This window comes from Spirosoma aerolatum (genome assembly GCF_002056795.1).
In the GTDB taxonomy this organism is placed as follows: domain Bacteria; phylum Bacteroidota; class Bacteroidia; order Cytophagales; family Spirosomataceae; genus Spirosoma; species Spirosoma aerolatum.
In genome coordinates this window covers 6,972,922-6,992,805 of sequence record NZ_CP020104.1, presented here as the reverse complement: position 1 = coordinate 6,992,805, position 19,884 = coordinate 6,972,922, and the positions used below count along the sequence as shown (strand labels likewise).

23 protein-coding genes are annotated in these 19,884 nt (G+C 48.0%); 14 read left to right on the top strand and 9 right to left on the bottom strand.

Going from position 1 to position 19,884, the window contains the following annotated elements; all coding sequences use genetic code 11:
- Positions 1-61: 61 nt before the first annotated feature.
- The 6 genes from B5M13_RS29135 to B5M13_RS29110 all read right to left on the bottom strand — a co-directional run bounded on the left by B5M13_RS29135 (position 62) and on the right by B5M13_RS29110 (position 4,205).
- A complete protein-coding gene (locus B5M13_RS29135) occupies positions 62-352 on the bottom strand; it encodes a hypothetical protein (protein ID WP_080059013.1) in 291 nt (96 codons plus the stop codon).
- A 63-nt stretch (positions 353-415) separates the two neighbouring features.
- Positions 416-1,195, bottom strand: coding sequence for a TIGR00266 family protein (locus B5M13_RS29130; protein ID WP_080059012.1), 780 nt, complete (start codon positions 1,193-1,195; stop codon positions 416-418).
- Between the two features lie 149 nt (positions 1,196-1,344).
- On the bottom strand, positions 1,345-1,497 hold the full coding sequence (locus B5M13_RS34550) for a DUF4160 domain-containing protein (protein ID WP_317047019.1): 153 nt from the start codon (positions 1,495-1,497) through the stop codon (positions 1,345-1,347).
- A 365-nt stretch (positions 1,498-1,862) separates the two neighbouring features.
- A complete protein-coding gene (locus B5M13_RS29120; protein ID WP_080059010.1) occupies positions 1,863-2,141 on the bottom strand; it encodes a hypothetical protein in 279 nt (92 codons plus the stop codon).
- A gap of 66 nt (positions 2,142-2,207) precedes the next feature.
- The gene (gene gltX, locus B5M13_RS29115) at positions 2,208-3,749 is read right to left on the bottom strand and encodes a glutamate--tRNA ligase (protein WP_179950464.1); all 1,542 of its coding nucleotides are present in this window, start codon (positions 3,747-3,749) and stop codon (positions 2,208-2,210) included.
- Positions 3,750-3,836: 87 nt separating this feature from the next.
- A complete protein-coding gene (locus tag B5M13_RS29110) occupies positions 3,837-4,205 on the bottom strand; it encodes a RidA family protein (protein WP_080059008.1) in 369 nt (122 codons plus the stop codon).
- A 193-nt stretch (positions 4,206-4,398) separates the two neighbouring features.
- Between B5M13_RS29110 and B5M13_RS29105 the strand changes: the two genes are divergently transcribed.
- From B5M13_RS29105 to B5M13_RS29065, 9 genes are all read left to right on the top strand, one after another.
- Positions 4,399-5,544: an App1 family protein gene (locus B5M13_RS29105; protein ID WP_080060116.1), complete on the top strand. Its 1,146-nt coding sequence runs from the start codon at positions 4,399-4,401 to the stop codon at positions 5,542-5,544.
- A 100-nt stretch (positions 5,545-5,644) separates the two neighbouring features.
- Positions 5,645-6,487, top strand: coding sequence for a hypothetical protein (locus B5M13_RS29100; RefSeq protein ID WP_080059007.1), 843 nt, complete (start codon positions 5,645-5,647; stop codon positions 6,485-6,487).
- A gap of 153 nt (positions 6,488-6,640) precedes the next feature.
- On the top strand, positions 6,641-7,216 hold the full coding sequence (locus tag B5M13_RS29095; protein ID WP_080059006.1) for an RNA polymerase sigma factor: 576 nt from the start codon (positions 6,641-6,643) through the stop codon (positions 7,214-7,216).
- Entirely contained in the window at positions 7,197-8,774 is a 1,578-nt protein-coding gene (locus tag B5M13_RS29090; RefSeq protein ID WP_080059005.1) for a porin family protein, read from the top strand. The genes B5M13_RS29095 and B5M13_RS29090 overlap by 20 nt, the downstream gene beginning before the upstream one ends.
- Before the next feature lie 67 nt (positions 8,775-8,841).
- On the top strand, positions 8,842-9,351 hold the full coding sequence (locus B5M13_RS29085) for a QcrA and Rieske domain-containing protein (protein ID WP_080059004.1): 510 nt from the start codon (positions 8,842-8,844) through the stop codon (positions 9,349-9,351).
- A gap of 17 nt (positions 9,352-9,368) precedes the next feature.
- On the top strand, positions 9,369-10,055 hold the full coding sequence (locus B5M13_RS29080; RefSeq protein ID WP_080059003.1) for a hypothetical protein: 687 nt from the start codon (positions 9,369-9,371) through the stop codon (positions 10,053-10,055).
- Between the two features lie 4 nt (positions 10,056-10,059).
- Positions 10,060-10,620, top strand: coding sequence for a YceI family protein (locus B5M13_RS29075; protein WP_080059002.1), 561 nt, complete (start codon positions 10,060-10,062; stop codon positions 10,618-10,620).
- A gap of 74 nt (positions 10,621-10,694) precedes the next feature.
- Entirely contained in the window at positions 10,695-12,188 is a 1,494-nt protein-coding gene (locus B5M13_RS29070; RefSeq protein ID WP_080059001.1) for a serine hydrolase, read from the top strand.
- 160 nt (positions 12,189-12,348) lie between these two features.
- Positions 12,349-13,422 (top strand): MFS transporter, encoded by a 1,074-nt coding sequence (locus B5M13_RS29065; protein ID WP_080059000.1) that lies wholly within the window; start codon positions 12,349-12,351, stop codon positions 13,420-13,422.
- A 172-nt stretch (positions 13,423-13,594) separates the two neighbouring features.
- On the opposite strand, the gene B5M13_RS33640 is transcribed toward B5M13_RS29065, so the two are convergent.
- The gene (locus B5M13_RS33640) at positions 13,595-13,741 is read right to left on the bottom strand and encodes a hypothetical protein (protein WP_155297352.1); all 147 of its coding nucleotides are present in this window, start codon (positions 13,739-13,741) and stop codon (positions 13,595-13,597) included.
- A gap of 40 nt (positions 13,742-13,781) precedes the next feature.
- On the opposite strand from B5M13_RS33640, the gene B5M13_RS33635 reads away from it, so the two are divergent.
- Positions 13,782-13,958, top strand: a complete 177-nt coding sequence (locus tag B5M13_RS33635) for a hypothetical protein (protein WP_155297351.1) — start codon at positions 13,782-13,784, stop codon at positions 13,956-13,958.
- A gap of 29 nt (positions 13,959-13,987) precedes the next feature.
- Positions 13,988-14,602, top strand: a complete 615-nt coding sequence (locus tag B5M13_RS29060; RefSeq protein WP_155297350.1) for a hypothetical protein — start codon at positions 13,988-13,990, stop codon at positions 14,600-14,602.
- Positions 14,603-14,817: 215 nt separating this feature from the next.
- Here the strand turns inward: B5M13_RS29060 and B5M13_RS29050 are convergent, their stop codons facing one another.
- On the bottom strand, positions 14,818-16,125 hold the full coding sequence (locus B5M13_RS29050; RefSeq protein ID WP_080058997.1) for a TCR/Tet family MFS transporter: 1,308 nt from the start codon (positions 16,123-16,125) through the stop codon (positions 14,818-14,820).
- 111 nt (positions 16,126-16,236) lie between these two features.
- Positions 16,237-17,358 (bottom strand): DNA polymerase III subunit beta, encoded by a 1,122-nt coding sequence (dnaN, locus tag B5M13_RS29045; protein WP_080058996.1) that lies wholly within the window; start codon positions 17,356-17,358, stop codon positions 16,237-16,239.
- Between the two features lie 216 nt (positions 17,359-17,574).
- Between dnaN and B5M13_RS29040 the strand changes: the two genes are divergently transcribed.
- From B5M13_RS29040 to B5M13_RS29030, 3 genes are all read left to right on the top strand, one after another.
- Positions 17,575-18,087: a DUF2480 family protein gene (locus B5M13_RS29040; RefSeq protein WP_080058995.1), complete on the top strand. Its 513-nt coding sequence runs from the start codon at positions 17,575-17,577 to the stop codon at positions 18,085-18,087.
- 162 nt (positions 18,088-18,249) lie between these two features.
- On the top strand, positions 18,250-19,149 hold the full coding sequence (locus B5M13_RS29035; RefSeq protein WP_080058994.1) for an ABC transporter ATP-binding protein: 900 nt from the start codon (positions 18,250-18,252) through the stop codon (positions 19,147-19,149).
- A 92-nt stretch (positions 19,150-19,241) separates the two neighbouring features.
- Positions 19,242-19,514 carry a four helix bundle protein gene (locus tag B5M13_RS29030; RefSeq protein WP_080058993.1) on the top strand — a complete coding sequence of 91 codons (273 nt, stop codon included), beginning with the start codon at positions 19,242-19,244 and terminating at the stop codon, positions 19,512-19,514.
- Positions 19,515-19,884: the final 370 nt, after the last annotated feature.

The window sequence follows — 19,884 nt, the reverse complement described above, 5'->3', positions numbered from 1 at the left end:
AGTAACGCAAAAGCCCGGCAGTTTGGTGCTGGGCTTTTACAAGAGACTATTTATAGCCTAATCAGACATTTACGTTCTCTACTTCTTCCTGCCGAACAGGTTGCCCCATCAGTGTAGCAAACCGATTGATATTGAATGTTGGCTCGAACCAAACCTCCCCCATAACCGGATGTTTTACAGGTACATCAGGATTTTTGATTTCGTTCAGCAGAACCCCCGTTTCGCCCGTTGTGTGACGCTTTACCTGACGAATGGTGTACATTTTGTCGCGTTTTGGGGTTTGAATGCCAAACTCCGCATAAAATGCCAGCACAGGAGCCGGAAAATTGTCATTTGTGCAGATAACTTCCATGTATGGTCTGTTTTTCAGATAACGGTACAAAGGTAACAACGAATTGCCAAAACAGATTCCCTATTAATCTTCGAACAGGTTACCCAACTGGCCCAATACAGAACCGCCTTCTTTATGGGCCTGAGCGCTATTAGGCGACAATCGCTGAACGAGTTTTGAGATAGGCATCGATTGGATCCAGACTTTACCCGTACCGCGAAGTGTAGCCAGGAACAGACCTTCACCACCAAATACCATACTGCGCAGACCACCAGCCCGCTGAATATCGAAATTAATGCTCGGCTCAAAACCGACCACGCAGCCCGTATCGACCCGTAGTGTCTCGTTGTTCAGCGTGCGCTCTACCACGACACCGCCCGCATGAATGAACGCCATGCCATCACCCTGTACTTTTTCCAGGATAAAGCCTTCGCCACCGAAGAAACCGGAGCCAAGCCGTTGATTAAACTGAATACTTAGTTTGGTGCCCAGGGCTGCGCATAAAAACGCATCTTTCTGAACAATAAGAGTATTACCATATACATTGGCCAGGTTAACTGGCATCACAGTGCCCGGATACGGTGCGGAAAAAGCTACTTTACGCTTGCCCACGCCCCGGTTGGTAAAATGGGTCATGAACAACGACTCGCCCATAATCATGCGCGAACCGGCCTGAAGCAACTTACCCAAAAAGCCCTGATCGGGTTGTGAACCATCTCCCATTTTGGTTTCGAAGGTGATGCCATCTTCCATGAACAACATAGAGCCAGCTTCGGCAATAACGGTTTCGTTCGGATCTAGTTCGATTTCTACAATCTGAATGTCTTCTCCAATGATTTTGTAATCGATTTCGTGCGAGTACATGCCAAGAGTTGTTAGTGGTTAGTTTAGTTACCGAAAACTACGGAAACCATCGCATTTGGCTGCTAGTTTTTCTGACAAACGGGCAAAAAAAAGCCCGACCGGGCATATTTCGCTGGTCGGGCTTTTGAGTGAGCTTTAGAATTAGTTTTTTAATGCAACGGTTCGATTGTCGTTAGTGGTTTTAATGATTTGGCTAATTCCCAATTCGTCAATAGCTCATTCTGGTGAATAAAAGCCCATTCAATTACCATACCTAGCGCACGAGAAGGGAGTTTGCCATCAATAACTTTCAAGTCATTGATGCTAATTAAACATTGATCATTCCCATATTTAGCATGGAAGTGTGGAGGGTTATGAATAGCTATGATGATACCAAAAAACGACTAATCTGAGGCATGAGAAATGTCTTGCTGTTTCCAGGCCTCAAACGTAGTATTTTTTATCGTTAAGTAAGCATTTAATAGATCTATGTCGAGTAAATCGTTCCAGGCTACGGTACCCATTTCATTGATTTAAGGCTTGAAAAATAAGTTGTCTTCATCCCAAGCCTTAAAAACTCCTCTTCCTGCCAGATTTGAAAGATCAATTAGACCTTGGGTGTCACCTTCAAACTGTAGTCGGAGCCGGTACATGGGCAGGGCTTCAACCGAAGTTAGAGAAGGGACTATCATTTTGTATCCTCATCAAGATTTAAATCATCTAAGTTTAAATCGTCATCATCCTGGTCGTCCGGCTCGTCGGGCTCAGGCTCACCTTTGAGATTAAGGTCGGTCCGATGACGCAGTTTTTTATCGTCGACGGTTTTATTCAGAAACTGGTTGATGCGGTCAATGTCAAAACTCGTGGTGATTTCACCGAACGAGTTAATCTTGATATCGAAACCTTCGAGTTCTTTATGGACTCGTGGCTTATCGTTTTCGTCGGGATTGGTTTTCTTCTTTGCCATGAGTTTAGTGTTTGAAAAACAAAAGTAAACCTATAAGGCCTTTACGACCTTATAGGTTTGAAAAAGTTAGCTGATTGCTGATTTTAGATTGGCCAGGGCGTTTTCCAGTCGCTTAATCGTTTCGTCTTTACCAATAATTTCCAGCGTTAACATCAGATCTGGGCCAGCCCCTAAACCCGTCAGAGCCAAGCGCATAGCCTGCATGATTTTACCCTGTTTGATACCTGCCTGCTGCATCGCATCACCTAGGGTGTGCTTGATCGCATCGGCGACAAAATCACCGTCAAAGGTTTGCAGAGCATCCCGGAAAACGGTGACAGCCCGAATGGCATCCTCATTCCATTTGGCGGCTACAATGGCTTCATCGTAGGTCGTGGGGGCGTTGAAAATAGTGCTCGCTTCTGTAAAAATTTCGTGCGCGAAATTGACACGTCCTTTCAACAGCGAAACGATCTTTTCGGCTTTCTCCAGCGAGCAAGCAAACCCGGCAGCCTCAGCCTGTTGCTGAACAATGGGAGCCAATTCGGAATCGGGTCGTTGGCGGATGTATTGGTGGTTGAACCACTGCGCCTTCTGAATATCGAACCGGGCTCCGGCTTTATGTACCTGAGCAATGTCGAAGGTGGCAATCAGTTCATCCATTGTAAATAACTCCTGCTCTGTACCCGGATTCCAGCCTAACAGAGCCAGGAAGTTGACAACCGCTTCGGGTAGGTAACCATCCTCCCGGAAACCACGGGCCACCTGACCTGTTGCAGGATCGGTCCACTGTAATGGGAAGATTGGGAAGCCACCCAGGTCGGCATCGCGTTTGCTGAGCTTACCATTGCCTTCGGGTTTCAGTAGCAGCGGCAGGTGGGCAAACTGCGGCATGGTCGATTCCCAGCCCAGATACCGATACAACAAAACGTGCAATGGTGCCGAAGGAAGCCACTCTTCACCCCGAATTACGTGGGTAATGCCCATCAGATGGTCATCCACGATGTTGGCGAGGTGATAGGTTGGCAGTCCATCCGATTTCAGCAGTACCTTATCGTCAATAGCCGAAGAATGGACATTGACCCAGCCCCGAATCAGATCGTTCAGCCGAACTTCTTCTTTGCGGGGCGTTTTAAGCCGGATCACAAACGGATCGCCTGCTTCGATTCGGGCCTTCACCTCGTCGGGTTTCATGGTGAGCGAGTTGCGCATCTGCATCCGCGTGATAGCGTTGTATTGCGCGGCTGGCGCGTTGGCCTGTTCCAGCCGTTTGCGCATGGCGTCCAGCTCTTCGGCCGTATCGAAGGCATAATACGCTTTGCCTTCGTCGATTAACCGCTGGGCTTCTTTCTGATAAAGCTCTTTCCGCTCCGACTGACGATAAGGCGCGTCGGGACCACCGACACCCTGACCTTCATCAATCTCAATGCCAATCCAGCGTAGTGATTCAAGGATATATTCTTCCGCTCCGGGTACAAACCGATTCTGATCGGTATCTTCAATCCGCAGGAGCATTTTGCCGCCCATTTTTCGGGCAAACAGATAATTATAAAGCGCAGTGCGCACCCCGCCAATATGAAGCGGCCCCGTAGGGCTAGGTGCAAAACGAACGCGAACAGGACTTGACATAATTTTGAAGGAGTGAAAGAGTGAAAGAGTGAAAGAGCGAATAAGCTGCGGGAAAGTTTTCGCTCTGTCACTCTTTCACTCTTTCGCTCATTGAATAGCTATTACTGAAATTTCGACATTAACATCTTTGGGCAAACGGGCGACTTCTACGGTTTCGCGGGCAGGTGGTTCGGAAGTAAAATACCGGCCATATATCTCGTTGATAGCCGCAAAGTTGTTCATGTCCTTGACAAAGATGCTGCTTTTCACGATGTTGATATAATCCAGACCGGCGGCTTTCAGGATCGCGCCGATATTTTCCATTACCTTTTGGGTTTCAGCCTGAATATCGCCCTGACCCGCGACATCAAGGGCAATCTGACCCGAAACGAACAGCATTCCATTAACCAAAACGGCTTGGCTGTAAGGCCCAATTGGGGCTGGTGCCTGATCGCTATAAACAATTTGTTTGCTCATGGTTTTTAGTAGTCAATAATGAGTAGCCTTATGGCAGAGGCCGATCGTCGCCTGCCGTGAGGTTAACGCCAGCAAAGTTATCACTAAACCCTGGATAGGCTTATGTTTGGGCTAAAGTTTGGCATTTGCCATTTTTTCGCGTCTGCCAGCTTTACTCGTCAAACCCAAAGAATCAAACATTAAATCGATCAATATGTCCAGTTGGAAAGATTTTTTGGTAAATACCGCTGCTGATGTAGATGCCCAGTTTGATCGACTCAAAAACCGGCTGTCGGGACGGCTCGATAGTAAAAAGCCTTACCGGATCATTTATTATCGGGGATTTGGGAGCCCGACGGCTGTTTGGCTGAAAGGCCGGGTATTGCGCCAAAACGACCTGAGTACGCCCAGTGATCACGATACTTTCTGGCAGAATCTGCTGGCTACCTACCAGCGATTTGGGAGCGAGGCCGTTGCTAACGTAACGGTTCGTATTGAAGCCTTTGGACAGGTGCATCGGACTATGACCAACGATGAAGGGTATTTTGAGCTGACGATCAATCCACCGAACAATTTGCCACCTGGCCGGGCCTGGTTTCCGGTCCGGTATGCGCTGGAAGGAGTTTTGCAGTCCGATACACTGGAAACGACGGCTAATGAGCCTGTAATCAAGGATGGGTATCTACTGATTTCGCCGACCTACAGTCAGTTTGGGGTTATATCTGATATTGACGATACTGTTCTGGTCACCGATGCGACCAACCTTTTGCAAACTGCCCGACTGACGTTTTTAGGAAATGCCTATACACGGCTACCCTTTGCTGGGATAGCTGCGTTTTACCGGGCCTTGCAAAGCGGGCCTGTCACCACCTTGTTTAATCCCATCTATTTTGTGTCGAGCAGTCCCTGGAATCTGTACGATCTACTGGTCGATTTTTTTCGAATTCAGGGTATTCCCAAAGGGCCGCTGCTACTTCGCGATTTTGATCTGTCGGCCAAACTTCTAGCGTCCGAAGGGCATCATACGCATAAGCTGGCCATGATTCGGAAGGTACTGGACGTGAATCCGCAGTTACCGTTTGTACTGATTGGCGATAGTGGTCAGCAGGACCCCGAAATCTATACGCGAGTTGTGCGCGAAAATCCGGGTCGCATACTCGCCATTTACATTCGCGACGTGTCGGAAGATCAGCGGGACGAAGCCGTTCGCGAACTGATCCGAACCACCCAAGTTTACCAGGTTCCCATGTTGCTGGTATCCGATACGGTAGCTGCTGCCGAACATGCGGCCTCACTCGGATTGATTGATTCGGATACCATTCCCGAGATTCGCGCCGACCGTCGGGCGGATAAAGAATAACTTTTTTTATTGGCTACGCAACCTAGCGTTATACGACTCCGTATTGCCCATTGAACCGGTTCAACTGTTCTTTTTTCAACCTAAAAACACAGTTGATAGAATGAAACCTTCTGTTTACATAAATCGATCAGTTTTACTGACAGCTTTGTGCGTAGCGACCTTGTTGGGCTGCAAAGAAGATAACCCAACCATTACCTCGGATGTAGGGCTAGGAACCACCACGCTGGGTCAGGTGCTGACCGGACAGGATGGCAAAACACTGTACTTCTTTTCACGGGATGTAGCGGGTGATGCCAATTGTTCAGGATCTTGCCTGGATAACTGGCCAATTTTCTATAAAGAAACGCCTTCGTTAGCCAGTGGTCTGAAAGCGTCGGATTTTGGTACAATTACGCGGGCCGATGGCAACAAGCAGACAACCTTCAAAGGATGGCCATTATACTACTACAAGAATGACGCAAAAGCAGGCGATGTAACAGGCGAAAATGTGGGTAATTTATGGCTTGTCGCCAAGCCAAACTACACCATATTGCTGGGTTCAAGGCAACTAGTTGGACTAGATGGAAAAAACTATACTTTTGATACAAAAGAGGGAACCGGTAATTCGTTGTTTCTGACCGATAGTCTGGGTCGTACACTATATGCCTATGCGTTCGATAAAAAGAATGTCAACAAGTATACCAAAACCGACCTGAGTAACGATGCTACCTGGCCTATCTTCCAGACATCATCGAAACTGGGGGAAATTCCATCAGCACTTAACAAAGCTGATTTTACCACGATTACGGCCGTTGGTAAAACCCAACTGACCTACAAAGGCTGGCCACTGTATTATTTCGGTGCCGATGCCGGACAACGAGGTAATACGAAAGGAGTTAGTGTGCCAAAACCGGGCATCTGGCCAGTGGTCAATACCACATCGGTCGAAGCTCCGGCCCAGTAATGATAATGGATAATGTAAAATGAATAGTGGACAAGGAGTTATGAATGAGTAATGGGCTCCTGATCAGTGATTTAGTTGTCGGTCATCATCCTTTCAAATTGCCCATTATTCATTGTTCATTTACGTGCAATACCCATTTAGATAAAGCTTATTTTGTCCAACGCTTCAAACATATCCGCGCTAACTGATCTGCTGGCCGGTTGCCTTCGCAACCATCGGCAAAGTCAGGAATTGCTGTACCGGCAATTTTATGGGTATGCTATGAGTGTGTGCATGCGCTATGCACCTACACGCGAGGAAGCACTGGAAGTATTGAACGATGGGTTTTTGAAAGTATTTACACGATTGGATCAGTACGATCCTGCACAGCCGTTTAAAGGCTGGCTCCGACGCATTATGATCAATGCGGCTGTCGATCAGTATCGTCGGGAAGCCCGCCATCAGCATGAAGGTGTCGAAAAGATTGAATTAACGGCTGTTGCCGAATCGGCCGATGCCTTTAGCCAATTAGCGCATGAAGATTTATTGGCCCTGATTCAGCGCCTGTCGCCTGCCTATCGGCTCGTGTTTAACTTATACGTTATGGATGGATTTACGCACGAAGAAATAGCCGGTCAACTGGGTATTTCGGTCGGTGCGTCGAAATCGAACCTCGCCCGGGCGCGCGAAAATCTGCGTCAGCTATTGAAACAACTAAACTACGACGAGTATGCCAGAGCTAACCGATGACCAATTGGACGGGCTCTTCAGAAAGTCGGCTGAAGAGTTCGATCCCCCGTTCGATCCGGCGGCCTGGCAGGATATGAAAGCCCGCCTGGACACCAATGAACATACCACGCCCGCCGGAGCTTTATTCTGGAAAAATATGCTTCGGTGGGGTCTGCCTGCGCTACTGCTATTACTGCTGACAGGAGGGGGATGGCTTGTCTATCAAAAAACAACAGCTAAAGGAACTACTGCCATCGATCCGGCCCGACTAGCCAGAACACAACCTCGCCAATCGTCGGAGCACACAGCCGCCCGTGAGTCAGACTTGCCCGGAACCCATACTGCTGAGCGTAAGGAAAACGAGGTTTTGAAATCGGCTAATCGGAACGAATCGATACATGAAGTCACGAATTCAGACAACCGACTTAACAAATTGACAGAGCAGCCGACGTCCGCACCCAAACCAGCCATAGAATTGACGCGAAGCCCTGCAACGAACCGGACAACAACTACGTATAAGCCAGTAACCGACCATCGGTTACTTCACCCGAAGCGTGGCACTCGATCCTCAGTGCTAGCTTCAACCAGTGGTGAAGTTATAACCGGCCGTTTGGAGCAAATCGCGCGAAAAGGGAAGAATGGCCGTGTGCGTAAGGTCCGTAATGGTATTCCAGGTACGGAAGCCGTCGCATTAGTTGGTGCGGATTATTCGACAATACCTACGACATCGTTTTTGAACACGAAACGGCAAGACACACGTCGACGGGAGGTCGTTCAGCCAGATAGGAATGCCGTTGGAGGAGGCATAACGCCCGGTGAAGAGTTGGAGTTGTCTTCATCTGAAGCGTTTACGGTTTATAAACTGGCAGTTCGCCCGCCAAAATGGCCAGTCGTGGCGTTTACGAATCCGCCTGTGGTTGCGCATCCCGATACGACGGCCCGCCGTGTTATTTCAAAGACAGATGTACCATTTCAGCGGGGGTTGAGTGTTCGGTTTGGTGTGTCGCCTGATTTAAGCTCGGTTGGACTGGATAATTTTTCCCGGCCAGGTACTAATATAGGTGCCTATCTGGAGTATCGGATGGCATCACGCTGGAGTATTCAGGCAGGGCTGATCCAAAGTACGAAAATTTATCAGGCTTACCCTGACGAATATGTTGCGCCAACGGGTGCCTGGGGAGGATATGTAAAGCCCAATGATATCGACGGACGTTGCAATATGTTCGATATTCCGATTAACGTGCGGTACGATTTTTCAGTAAAGCCTAAAAAAGGCGATAATCGACTCGCTAACCGTTGGTTTGTGAGTACGGGCGTAACCAGCTACATTATCAAACAGGAAGCGTATCATTACAATTACCCAGCGCATACCTATAATCAGCGAACAGATTCTACCGCTAGTACAGGAGGCTATGGATTTAGTAATCTGAATTTTTCGGTGGGCTATGAGCGGGCGCTAAGTCGTCGGCTATCCTGGCAAATCGAGCCATTTGTCAAAATGCCATTGCGGGGTGTTGGTCTTTTCAAAGTCGATTTACTAAGCACGGGTGCCTTTTTCTCGCTTCGTTTGAAATTATGACAAAATCTCTACGGATAGTCTATAGGAGGCTATTAATTGATGTAACTACATGAAACCAACTAATCAGATGAAGAGTAACTTAGCAACCGAGACAATAAAGCGTGGAGAATTTTTACGTAGCCTGGGCTTGAGCACGGGTGCCCTGATGGCTTTCTATTGCATGGGGACAGGGCTCACCGCTTGTTCGAAAAGTGATAGTAGCGATCCTGCACCTACGCCAACACCAGCCGCTGGTGTAACAGGAAATGCTGATGCCTCGAAAGGCGCTATTAGCTTTACCGTTGATCTAACCAATTCTAATTATAGTAAGCTAAAGACATCGGGGCAGTATGCCATTATTGGTAGCCTGATTGTGGCCAAAGCGAAAAGTGGCTCATTTATAGCGCTTTCCAAAACTTGCACGCACGAAGGTACAGAAGTGAAGTATCGGGCTGCTCAGGACGATATTTATTGCGACAATCACGGTTCAGAATACAGTCTGACGGGTGCCGTCGATGTTGGCCCGGCTACCAAGCCGCTCACGCAGTATAAAACGTCGCTGAGTGCCGACGGAAACACGCTGACCGTAACTGCCTAACCACTAAATCGTACCAGATGAAATTTATTTGTTTTGCCTTACTGGTATGGGTTGGGCTGGGTTCGTTGCAGGCTCAGGATACAACCGCCGTACGTCGGGATACAATAGTTACACCCAGTCAGACGCCGGATAATTCGGCGTCTGACCTACTGGCTGATCTGACCGATTCGACCGAAAAGCAGGAGTTGTTACCTCATAAGATGATTTTTACCCAGCGAATTTTCTGGGGTCCCAAGGGTTTGCTGCGAACCATGAATATTGCCCCGCTTACCTCAGAGGCACGTATTCATGAATTAAAAGTGCGACGGACCATGCTGGTAGCTCACCAGATTGGCGGTTTTCTGACGCTGGCTGGTTTCGTAACCCAGGGTATTCTGGGTGCTAAACTGTACAATGCCAAAGGACAGGACTATGTCGATACAAAGAAATGGCACGAACGGACCGCTACGTTTATTAACATTTCTTACGGAACTACCCTGGCCTTGTCCTTAACTGCTCCACCGCCCATTGTGGGACCTAAGCGTGGTTTTACCACCATTAAGCTGCACAGATACCTGGCCATTGTTCACCTGGCGGGCATGGTAACAACCAATATTCTGGCCCACCTGATTGAGGACAATTCGTCGCTCAAACCGTATCACCGGGCCGCTGCCTATACCACCTTTGGCGCTTATGCTGCTTCGATTCTGGCGTTAAAATTCTAAGATCATGAAAAACTATTCGATTGCAAATGGCTGCCTGGTAGCCATCATGGTTCTTTGTGCCTTTACAGCTCCCCTGGCGAAACGAAAAATAATGGCCGATAAAGCTGCTTCGACTGTTACGTATGCGGCCAAACACCCGCTGCATAGTTGGGAGGGCATTAGCCACGATGTGAATTGCGCCATCATTTATAATGATGATACGAAACAGCCCGAAACCGTTGCTGTTTCCATCAAAGTAGCCTCGTTCGACAGCGACAATAACAACCGGGATTCGCACGCTGTAGAAGCGATGGAGGGCATTAAATACCCGAATGTTACGTTTATAAGTTCGGATATTAAAGCAGGCGATAACGGGACTCTAACGGCCAAAGGAACGCTTACGTTTCATGGGGTAGCTAAGCCTGTTACCCTAAACGCTACTCGCAAAGACAACGGAAACAAGATGACCATAACGGGTGAGTTTCCGGTGAATATGACCGATCATAATATTGAACGTCCCTCGCTCATGGGATTAAAAACCGAAGACGCTATGATGCTCCGGTTTACTGTTGTATTTAGTTTATAAATAGGTTGTAAATGGCATGATTTACAGGGAAGTATTCTGTATATTATGCCATTTACAACCTATTCATAAGCTACATGAAACTATCCGCTACCGTTCTGCTCTTGTTGAGCACCGTTTCGCTATGGGCGCAAAAGCCCATTTCTTCCAGACAACTTCAGGATTTTGACGGCTATGTAGAGGCCGCCCGCAAGCAGTGGCAGGTACCAGGCATGGCCATAACGGTTGTTAAGGACAATAAGGTAATTTTTAAGAAAGGGTACGGCGTTCGGGAGTTGGGCAAACCAGAACCTGTGGATACACAAACCTTATTTGCCTGTGCCTCAACCACCAAGGCAATGACTGTTACGTTACTGGGGATACTGGTCGATGAGGGTAAACTCGCCTGGAATGATCCTGTCAGCAAATACCTGCCCGAACTTCAACTATACGACCCTTACGTAACCCGCGAACTGAGAGTACGGGATTTACTAATTCATGATACGGGCATCGGTAGTACCGATTTTATGACGGGAGCGATGAGCATTCCAGCCAACGAGATGTTTCTGCGAATGCGGTTGGTGAAGCCGAGCTATTCGTTTCGGGCAGGATTTGCATACCAGAATACATTTTACTCAGCCGCCGGGCGAATTATTGAGCGCATTGCCGGAAAAAACTGGGCTGAGTTTCTGAAAGAGCGCGTGTTCAATCCCCTCGGTATGACCCGCACGGCTCCGAAACGCAGCTATATCAAAGACGATAATCAGACCCGACCGCATTATGCCATCAACGATACGATTCGGGTTATTGATTACGGAGCAGATAGCGAAATTGGTTCGGCCGGTGCTGTCTGGTCGTCGGCTGACGACATCAGTAAGTGGGTTAACTGTATGCTGGACAGCAGCAAATACCGAGGTGGCCGTCTGTTAAAGCCCGAAACCTGGACCGAAATGTTTACCCCGCAGACGTTCTTTCCCGAGGACGAATACCCAACTATGTCGGTCCTGAAACCCAATTGGCGGACGTATGGACTGGGTTGGTATCAGCATGATTATAAAGGGCATAAAGTCAATTTTCATACAGGAAGTCTGGCAGGTTTGACAGCCATTATTGGGCAGGTACCCGACGAAAAGCTGGGTGTTTACATTTTTGGAAATTTAGACCATGCCGAAGTGCGCCATGCATTGATGTACAAAACGTTCGACTGGTTTGCTTTGGGCGGTAATCGGGACTGGAGTAAGGAATTGAAAATAGTATATGATGGCTTGAAAAAGAAGCGAAAGCAGGCGATTAATGAGTTCTACGAAGATCGGATAAGGAATACGTCACCTGTTTTACCCCTGGCATCGTACGCAGGAACCTATACCAGTCCATTGTATGGGAAGGCCGTAGTGAGTGTACAGGGCGATGGATTAGCCGTCAATATCAACGATAACAGCCTGCAAGCTAATCTGGCTCACTGGCATTATGACATCTTTTATGGGCCTTACCAGAAAGCCTGGTATGGAAAGGCACAGGCCCGGTTTCTGTTCGATAAAATGGGGAAGGTGGATAAATTACTGATTGATGGACTTGAGTTTACCAAAGAGTAGCAAAGCTGGTTTTGATTTAGACCTTTTACCGGGTATCAAATACAGTATGCCCACATTCAACTATAGGTTTTCCTTCAGTAAAATATAGGTTTTCCCGGATTGAAAATGGGTTGCTTATGCTTGATCTTTGTCCTGTTCAATTCCTTGATTGACAGGTACTATGAATAAATTATATGGTTCGCCAGCAAGAGCTGACCGTTATCAGCCTACGGTACTGGCACTAGGTATGGGACATGGGTTTTCGGACGCAGCAGCCGGTTATCTGGTAGGCGGTTTTTCGGCCAATACCTCGTTTGCTGAGTTAGGTGGTGCCATCATGCTCTATAACCTACTGGCTTTTGGCGGGCAGTTGCCTGCCGGAATCTGGCTCGACCGTGTTGGACACTACCGGGAGGCTGCCATCATCTCCCTGCTGAGTATGGCAGGGGCAGTGGGCTTGTTGGCCAACGATCTAATCTGGCCTGCTGTAGTGCTGGCCGGACTAAGCTCAGCTATCTATCATATAGCTGGTGGTGCTATCACACTAAGAAGCTTTCCAGAAAAATCACGGTTTGTAGGCATTTTCTCCGCCTTTGGCGTACTGGGGCTGGCACTAGGTGGCTGGTCAGGCACGATGCATTGGGCTGGTGTTAGTTATCTGCTGGTAAGCGGATTACTCATACTTGCCCTGATCATTGTCAAAGCTAGGCTACCCCTGAGTCGACCACAGCTGGTAGTGCCAGAAAAGCCCCAACTTGATCGTCATGACTATCTGATGATCTTACTGCTGACAGCGATTGCGATGCGGTCGGCAGTGTGGAATATGATTCAGTTGCTTTACGCGCATCAATACGACTGGCTCCTGTATATCGCGCTGGCGGCAATGGCGGGTAAGTTGATCGGTGGTTGGCTGACCGACCGGATTCCCTGGAAACTGTATACGCTTTTGGCACTGGGTATTGCTATCCCGGCCCTCGGCTGGGGGTATCGCCGATTGTTCTGGCTAATGCTTGGAACGGGACTGTTACAATCGTTGACACCTGTCAGTGTAGTAGCGCTCCAGCGGCTTTTTCCAAATACACCGGCCACCGTGAGTGGGGCTACGTTCGGGCTAGCTATTGCGCTGGGTGGGCTAATCTCGTCAATTTCGCTGGGTTCTTATTTCTCGTTGTTTACCCAGTTGCTGCTGTTGGGTATCCTGACCTGGTGCCTTTACTATTCCTTCTGGTTGGCCGGCCACCAGCAACCAACCTAATCCGTTCATGAGTAACTTTTATAGGTGTTGCTAGCCGAATTATAGCTCATTCGCATCATGAAAATATGGCCTCTGCTCTTGCTCGTTGCCAATGGCGTTTTGTCCGCTTTTGCGGATGAAATTCCTCATAAAGGGTCGCCCCATGATTCTTCACCACTAACAAGCACATTAGTTATTGGGGTGTTTGCCGTGGTAATACTACTAATTGTTCAGCGCGTTCGTAAGCGGAGAGATAGATGATTGATTCGTTGTAACGCGGGTGAAAACCCGCGCTATTCAGTCGAATGTCGCGGGTTTTCACCCGCGTTACAATAAGCATAACACGTGGTAAATAATCCTGCCAATAACCCTATACAATTATGAAAAAACGTATCCTTAGTCTGCTATGGCTCTGTTCCTTTTCGCAGGCATTTGCTGATGTTGTCAATAGCGAACCAACGGGCTATCCTGTGTTGGATTATGCGCTGGTGATCGGTGTAGTTGCGGTGGTTGTTCTGTTGATTGTGCGTCAGGTTCGTAAACGCAGACAGATATGATCGTTTCATGTACACTCAAACGATTACGCATGAACCCTTGGCGATTAGTTCTTCCTGGCTTGTTTTTCGCAAGCACTGTTCAAAGCCTTCGGGCCGATATGATTCCTACAGGGCAACGACGGGTTGAGGCTTATTTCCGGTTGGCTAATGTCAATCAGTATCCGAATTATGTATTTCTGGCCTACGCTCAGGGTCGATTCGGTGATAGTTATTCTATACTGGATCAAAAGCGTGTTGGCCTAACTAAGCAAAGCCAGACCACCATTTTCGCTATTCCCAAAGATGATTTTAACGCGGCTGATATTCAGGTAGATACGGTTAAAAGTCCTAATGGATACAGTCAAAAGTATGGGCATTATTTTACGGCCCATCCCAAGCTGATCAGAGCGGCTATCAATATATATCCACACGATTTTATTGCTGAGTCCGATTCGGCAGTGAGTGTAGAAGATGTGTGGACAATTAAAACTTTAACGCCTGACACACTTATTCTAGCCTCGGATACTGAGGTATATACATACGCCAGTGGCCGATTGGATGTACGTCGGAACGAAGTGGTAACGCACTGGAGTTGGCTGGTGCCCGGTGTGTTTGCTGTGGCGGTATTAGCCGTTGTTTTATACTTCCGTAAGCGAAAGCAATAATGTGGATGTATCTGGTCAAAACTTGGCTAATCGAAATTCCATTGTTGTTCCTGTTTCTCCGAAAGTTGGATACACCTTTAAACATTTTCTGGCTGGGGTTACTAATCAGTGCTTCGACCTGGCCGTTTTTGGTTTATTACTGGTATACGTTTGGCGGAAATATTTTCCTGCTCGAAGGGGTAGTATCGTTGGTAGAAAGTTTTTGGATACGCTCGTTATGGAAGACCTCCTGGCGTTATAGTCTGCTGGTCGGTTTCGCGTGCAATATCGTCAGTTTCGGGCTTGGCTGGCTGGGTTGGATTTGACTCAGCAACCATGTTCCGCTTGAAGCCACGGCGGGCCAGAAACGCGCTGATAATGACCAGTAAAGAGCCTAAAAAATATGGTGCACCGGGCAGATAGATAGGTGCCTTGGGCGACGTAAAGTACGAAAACAGGTTGGTCATAATCAGCGGCCCGAAAATCGATGTCGTACTGGTCAGACTGGTTAACGCGCCCTGTAGCTCTCCCTGCTCATTCGCCGGAACCTGCGTAGAAATAATGCCCTGAACCGATGGCCCTGCAATGCCGCCCATCGCATAAACAGCCATGAATGCGAACATCATCCAGCTTTGTGTGGCTAATGCAAACAGCAGGAAACCAATGGCGCTGAACATCAGCCCGACGTATACCGACCGCTGTTGACCCAGTTTAGGAATGATGATTCGGGTTAGGCCACCCTGCACAATCGCAAATGAGAGGCCAATAGTCGCTAATGATAGACCGACTGTTTTTTCGTCCCACTTGAATTTCTCCATCGTATAGAACGTCCATGTGCCCTGTACGGCAAAACCGGCTATATAGATCAAAACCAGCGACGCAACAAGTCCCAGAATGACCGGGTACTTACCTAGCCGCATCAGTGAGCCTACGGGATTGGCGCGTTTCCAGTCGAAGGGACGGCGGTGAGCTTCGTCAAGCGATTCGGGCAAGATGAGCAGGCCATACAGGAAATTAATCATGGTAAGGCCAGCCGCCACAAAAAAGGGAACACGTGGGCCATATTGCCCTAAAAAGCCGCCAACCGCTGGGCCGAGAATGAACCCCACACCAAAGGCCGCTCCTACTAGCCCGAAGTTCTGCGCCCGCTTTTCCGGGGGGCTCACGTCGGCAATGTAGGCTGTAGCGGTTGTAAAGCTTGCCCCTGTAATACCAGCCAGAATCCGTCCCACAAACAGCCAGCCAATGCTGGGCGCGAATCCCTGAAGCACATAATCTAAGCCAAAACCGAGCAGTGAGAACAGCAGGACAGGCCGACGTCCATAGCGGTCGCTCAATCCGCCCAGAATAGGGGAAAACAGGAACTGCATGGCTGCGTAAGAAAATGTCAGCCAGCCCCCCCAGCTTGCCGCCTGACTGATATTACCATGAATGAGCTGCTCAATCAGTTTCGGAAAAACGGGAATAATAATCCCCAGACCCGTCACATCGATCAGCAACGTGATAAAAATAAAAATCAGTGCAGGTGCGGTGCGCTTTTTCATGAAACTATAAAAGAGTTAGGAGCGAGGAGTTAGGAGTGAGAATCCATTCGGCAGCAATCTTTTGCGTCCACTATTCTCACTCCTGACTCCTCGCTCCTAACTCCTTAAAAATTAGGCGTATGTATTCAACATCACGGGCATCACCAGCATCAGGATGTCTTCATTCTCTTCTTTATCGGCTGGAATCAGCAGGCCGGCGCGGTTCGGGGCCGACATCTCCAGCGAGATCATTTTCGCGCTGAGGTTGCTCAGTACTTCCGACAGCAGTTTGGCATTGAAGCCAATTTCCATCGGATCGCCATCGTATTCGCAGAGGAGCTTTTCGTTTGCTTCGTTGGAGTAGTCCAGATCCTCAGCCGAGATGGTCAGCGAGTTCGACTTGAGCGACAGCCGAATCTGGTGTGTAGTACGGTTGGCATAGATCATAATCCGCTTGAGCGAGTTCAGCAGATCGGTACGCCCGATGGTCATCACATTCGGATTGTTGGTCGGGATAGCGTTTTCGTAATCAGGGAACCGTTCATCGATCAGGCGGCAGATCAGTTTGGTTGCTCCAAACGTAAAGGCCGCATTCGACTGGCTGAACTCAGCCGTAAGGGGCGTGTTCTCAGGCAACGAGGCTTTCAGCAGTTGCAGGGCTTTACGGGGAATAATAATCGACGTACTGCCCGACGCGCTGAGGTCGGTCCGGCGGTAACGGATAAGCCGGTGTCCATCGGTAGCTACGAACGTAGCATTCTCGCTGGTGAGTTGTAACAGCACCCCGGTCATGGCCGGGCGAAGGTCGTCGGTACTGGTCGCAAAAACCGTGTTGTTGATAGCGCCCAGCAAGACATCCGAAGGCATTTCGACCGACATATTTTTGTTGACTGTCGGCAGTTTGGGGAAGTCGATCGGGTTTTCGCCCGACAGTTTATAGCGGCCGTTATCGGTCAGGATTTCGGTACCAAACGTATCCGTATCTATATTAATCGTAACCGGCTGTTCGGGCAGGCTGCGGAGGGTATCAAGCAATAATTTGGCGGGAATTGCAATTGACCCGTTCTCGCTCGATTCAACCGGAATCTGAGTCGTCATGGTCGTTTGCAAATCCGAAGCGGTTACCGTAAGCGTCCCATCCTCAATGCGAAACAGAAAATTTTCGAGGATCGGAACAATAGGATTGGTGGCCACAACGCCGTTAATATGCTGAAGGTTTTTTAGCAGGACAGACGAGGAAACTATAAATTTCATAGGCCAGGTGTCTAAGGCGGTTTCTAGTGATATATAAAAGCAAAAGTACGAAAAAAGCCGACAGCCTGTGTATGTTTTTGCAGAACCTTTAGGCGTTAAATAACCGTTATAATGAACGAAAGAGTGAATGAGTGAAAGATCGAATGCCATCCGGCAGAAAGGGCTATATCAGTTATTCAATCATTCATCAATTCAATCATTCAATCATTGGAAAGGATGGAAGCTGAAATTGTAAATCGCGTTGCCAATAGCGGGCTGATCACGCTCGATCTGGAAGACTATTATCACCCTGGCGAACGGATTGTCTATGATCTGAAAGATAATCTATTCATGGGGCTTATCCTGAAAGAGAAGGATTTTCGCGCCTTTCTGAAAGAGCACGACTGGAGCCAGTACGCGGGTAAAAACGTGGCCATCACCTGCACCGAAGAGGCAATCATTCCTACCTGGGCCTATATGCTGTTGACACTGCAATTACAGCCTTATGCCCATGCCATTGTTTTCGGCTCTCTGACTGATTTGGAAGAAAAACTGTATTTCGATGCTATTGCGCGCATTAATCCTGAAGTGTATCGGGATGCGCGGGTGGTGGTAAAAGGATGCTCAAAAGTGCCCGTTCCCACAGCCGCTTATGTTGAACTGACCCGCGTGTTGCGCCCGGTCGTTCAGAGCCTGTTGTTTGGTGAACCATGCAGCACTGTTCCCCTCTATAAACGCCCGAAGGGGTAGTTGATAGTCATCTGAATGTATGGCGCTTCAAGTGGTTGAAGCGCTTTTTTTATGCCTTTCAAATCAAATTCATGCCTTCGGCAAAAGTTTGGGTTTGATATTCACAGACTTTCAACATATTTGCTCCTATTCCCTTCAACCAAATAGTCTTCCGCTTCCTATATGCAACTCGAAATTAAAGACCTCTCCAAAACTTATTCAAATGGTGTTCGGGCGTTGAAAGGCGTTTCGCTGACCATTCCACAGGGTATGTTTGGCTTATTAGGCCCTAATGGTGCCGGTAAGTCATCGCTCATGCGAACAATTGCTACCCTTCAGGAAGCCGATGGCGGAAGTGCCCAGTTGACAGGACTTCCCGAAGGAGACCTGGATATACTGACCCAGAAAGACGCTGTTCGGCGATTGCTGGGCTACTTACCGCAGGAGTTTGGCGTATATCCTCGCGTAACCGCCGAGGCCATGCTCGATCATATTGCTACGCTGAAAGGCATTGCGAACAGCAGAGAGCGAAAAGAGATTGTACAGGGTCTGCTTCAAAAAGTGAATTTGTATGAGGTGCGGAAGAAAAATCTAGGAACGTATTCGGGTGGTATGAAACAGCGCTTTGGCATTGCTCAGGCCCTGATCGGTAGCCCCCGCCTGATTATTGTTGATGAACCAACTGCCGGTCTTGATCCTGCCGAGCGCAACCGTTTTCATAACCTGCTATCGGAAATTGGCGAGAATACTATTGTCATTCTGTCGACGCACATTGTAGAAGATGTGACGAACCTCTGCTCCGACATGGCCATCATTTGTCTGGGAGAAGTTGTTGCTACGGGTAATCCGAACGATCTGGTGACTCAACTGAATGGCAAGGTCTGGCAGAAATCCGTCGAGAAATCAGAGATTGATACCTATCGCCAGACGCATCAAATTATCTCCACACAATTGAAAGGTGGCAAAACGCGGCTGCATGCCTATAGTGAAGTTCCCCTTGACGGGTTCACCCCCGTAACTCCCGACCTGGAGGATGTGTACTTTACGAAAATTACGGAGAAAATGGGGGCTGTCACTGTTTGATAGTATTAGGAGCAAGGAGCGAGTATTAGAAGTTATCGGCCACGTAGGCTGACGCATATAAATCAAATACCCACCTTGTAAACATCTTTCAAATGGAGAAAACACGACATTTTAAGGAACTCATTGTCTGGCAAAAGGCTCAGCGATTTGTCTTGAAAATCTATAAGCTGACCAAACATTTTCCGAAGGAAGAATTGTTCAGGCTGACTTCCCAGTTGCGACGAAGTGCTGTTTCAGTTCCTGGGAATATTGCCGAAGGTTATCGAAAACGGACGATACCCGATAAAGCCAAGTTTCTTAACACGGCACAGGGGGCATTTATTAATCACATTTCGAAAAGTGAATTTCTACATTTCCAAATGTGAAGATTTGGGTTTTGCCTTAATTGTACTTAAACGAGATAAACCAACTTTCCAATCATGTTTGACTTCCCAGACTGGCTATCAAAAAAAGGCTTCAACAAGTCACAGGCCAAAAATGGCAAAAAGCTCCTTAAACAACTTAGAATATCGTCTTGCGATATAGTCTCGACCTTTGAGTGGGCCAATGAGAAACTAAGATGTCATATATTTTTGAAGCCTAATTCATCAGTTTTGATAGTGACTACAAGTCTATTTTCAGACGATATAGACCTGACGCACATTAAAACACCTAAAGATCAAGACACCGCCCAAGCAATTATTGATCTATTCGGACTGGAAATGTAGTCTGAAAATTAGCCCAAAATCGACTTTT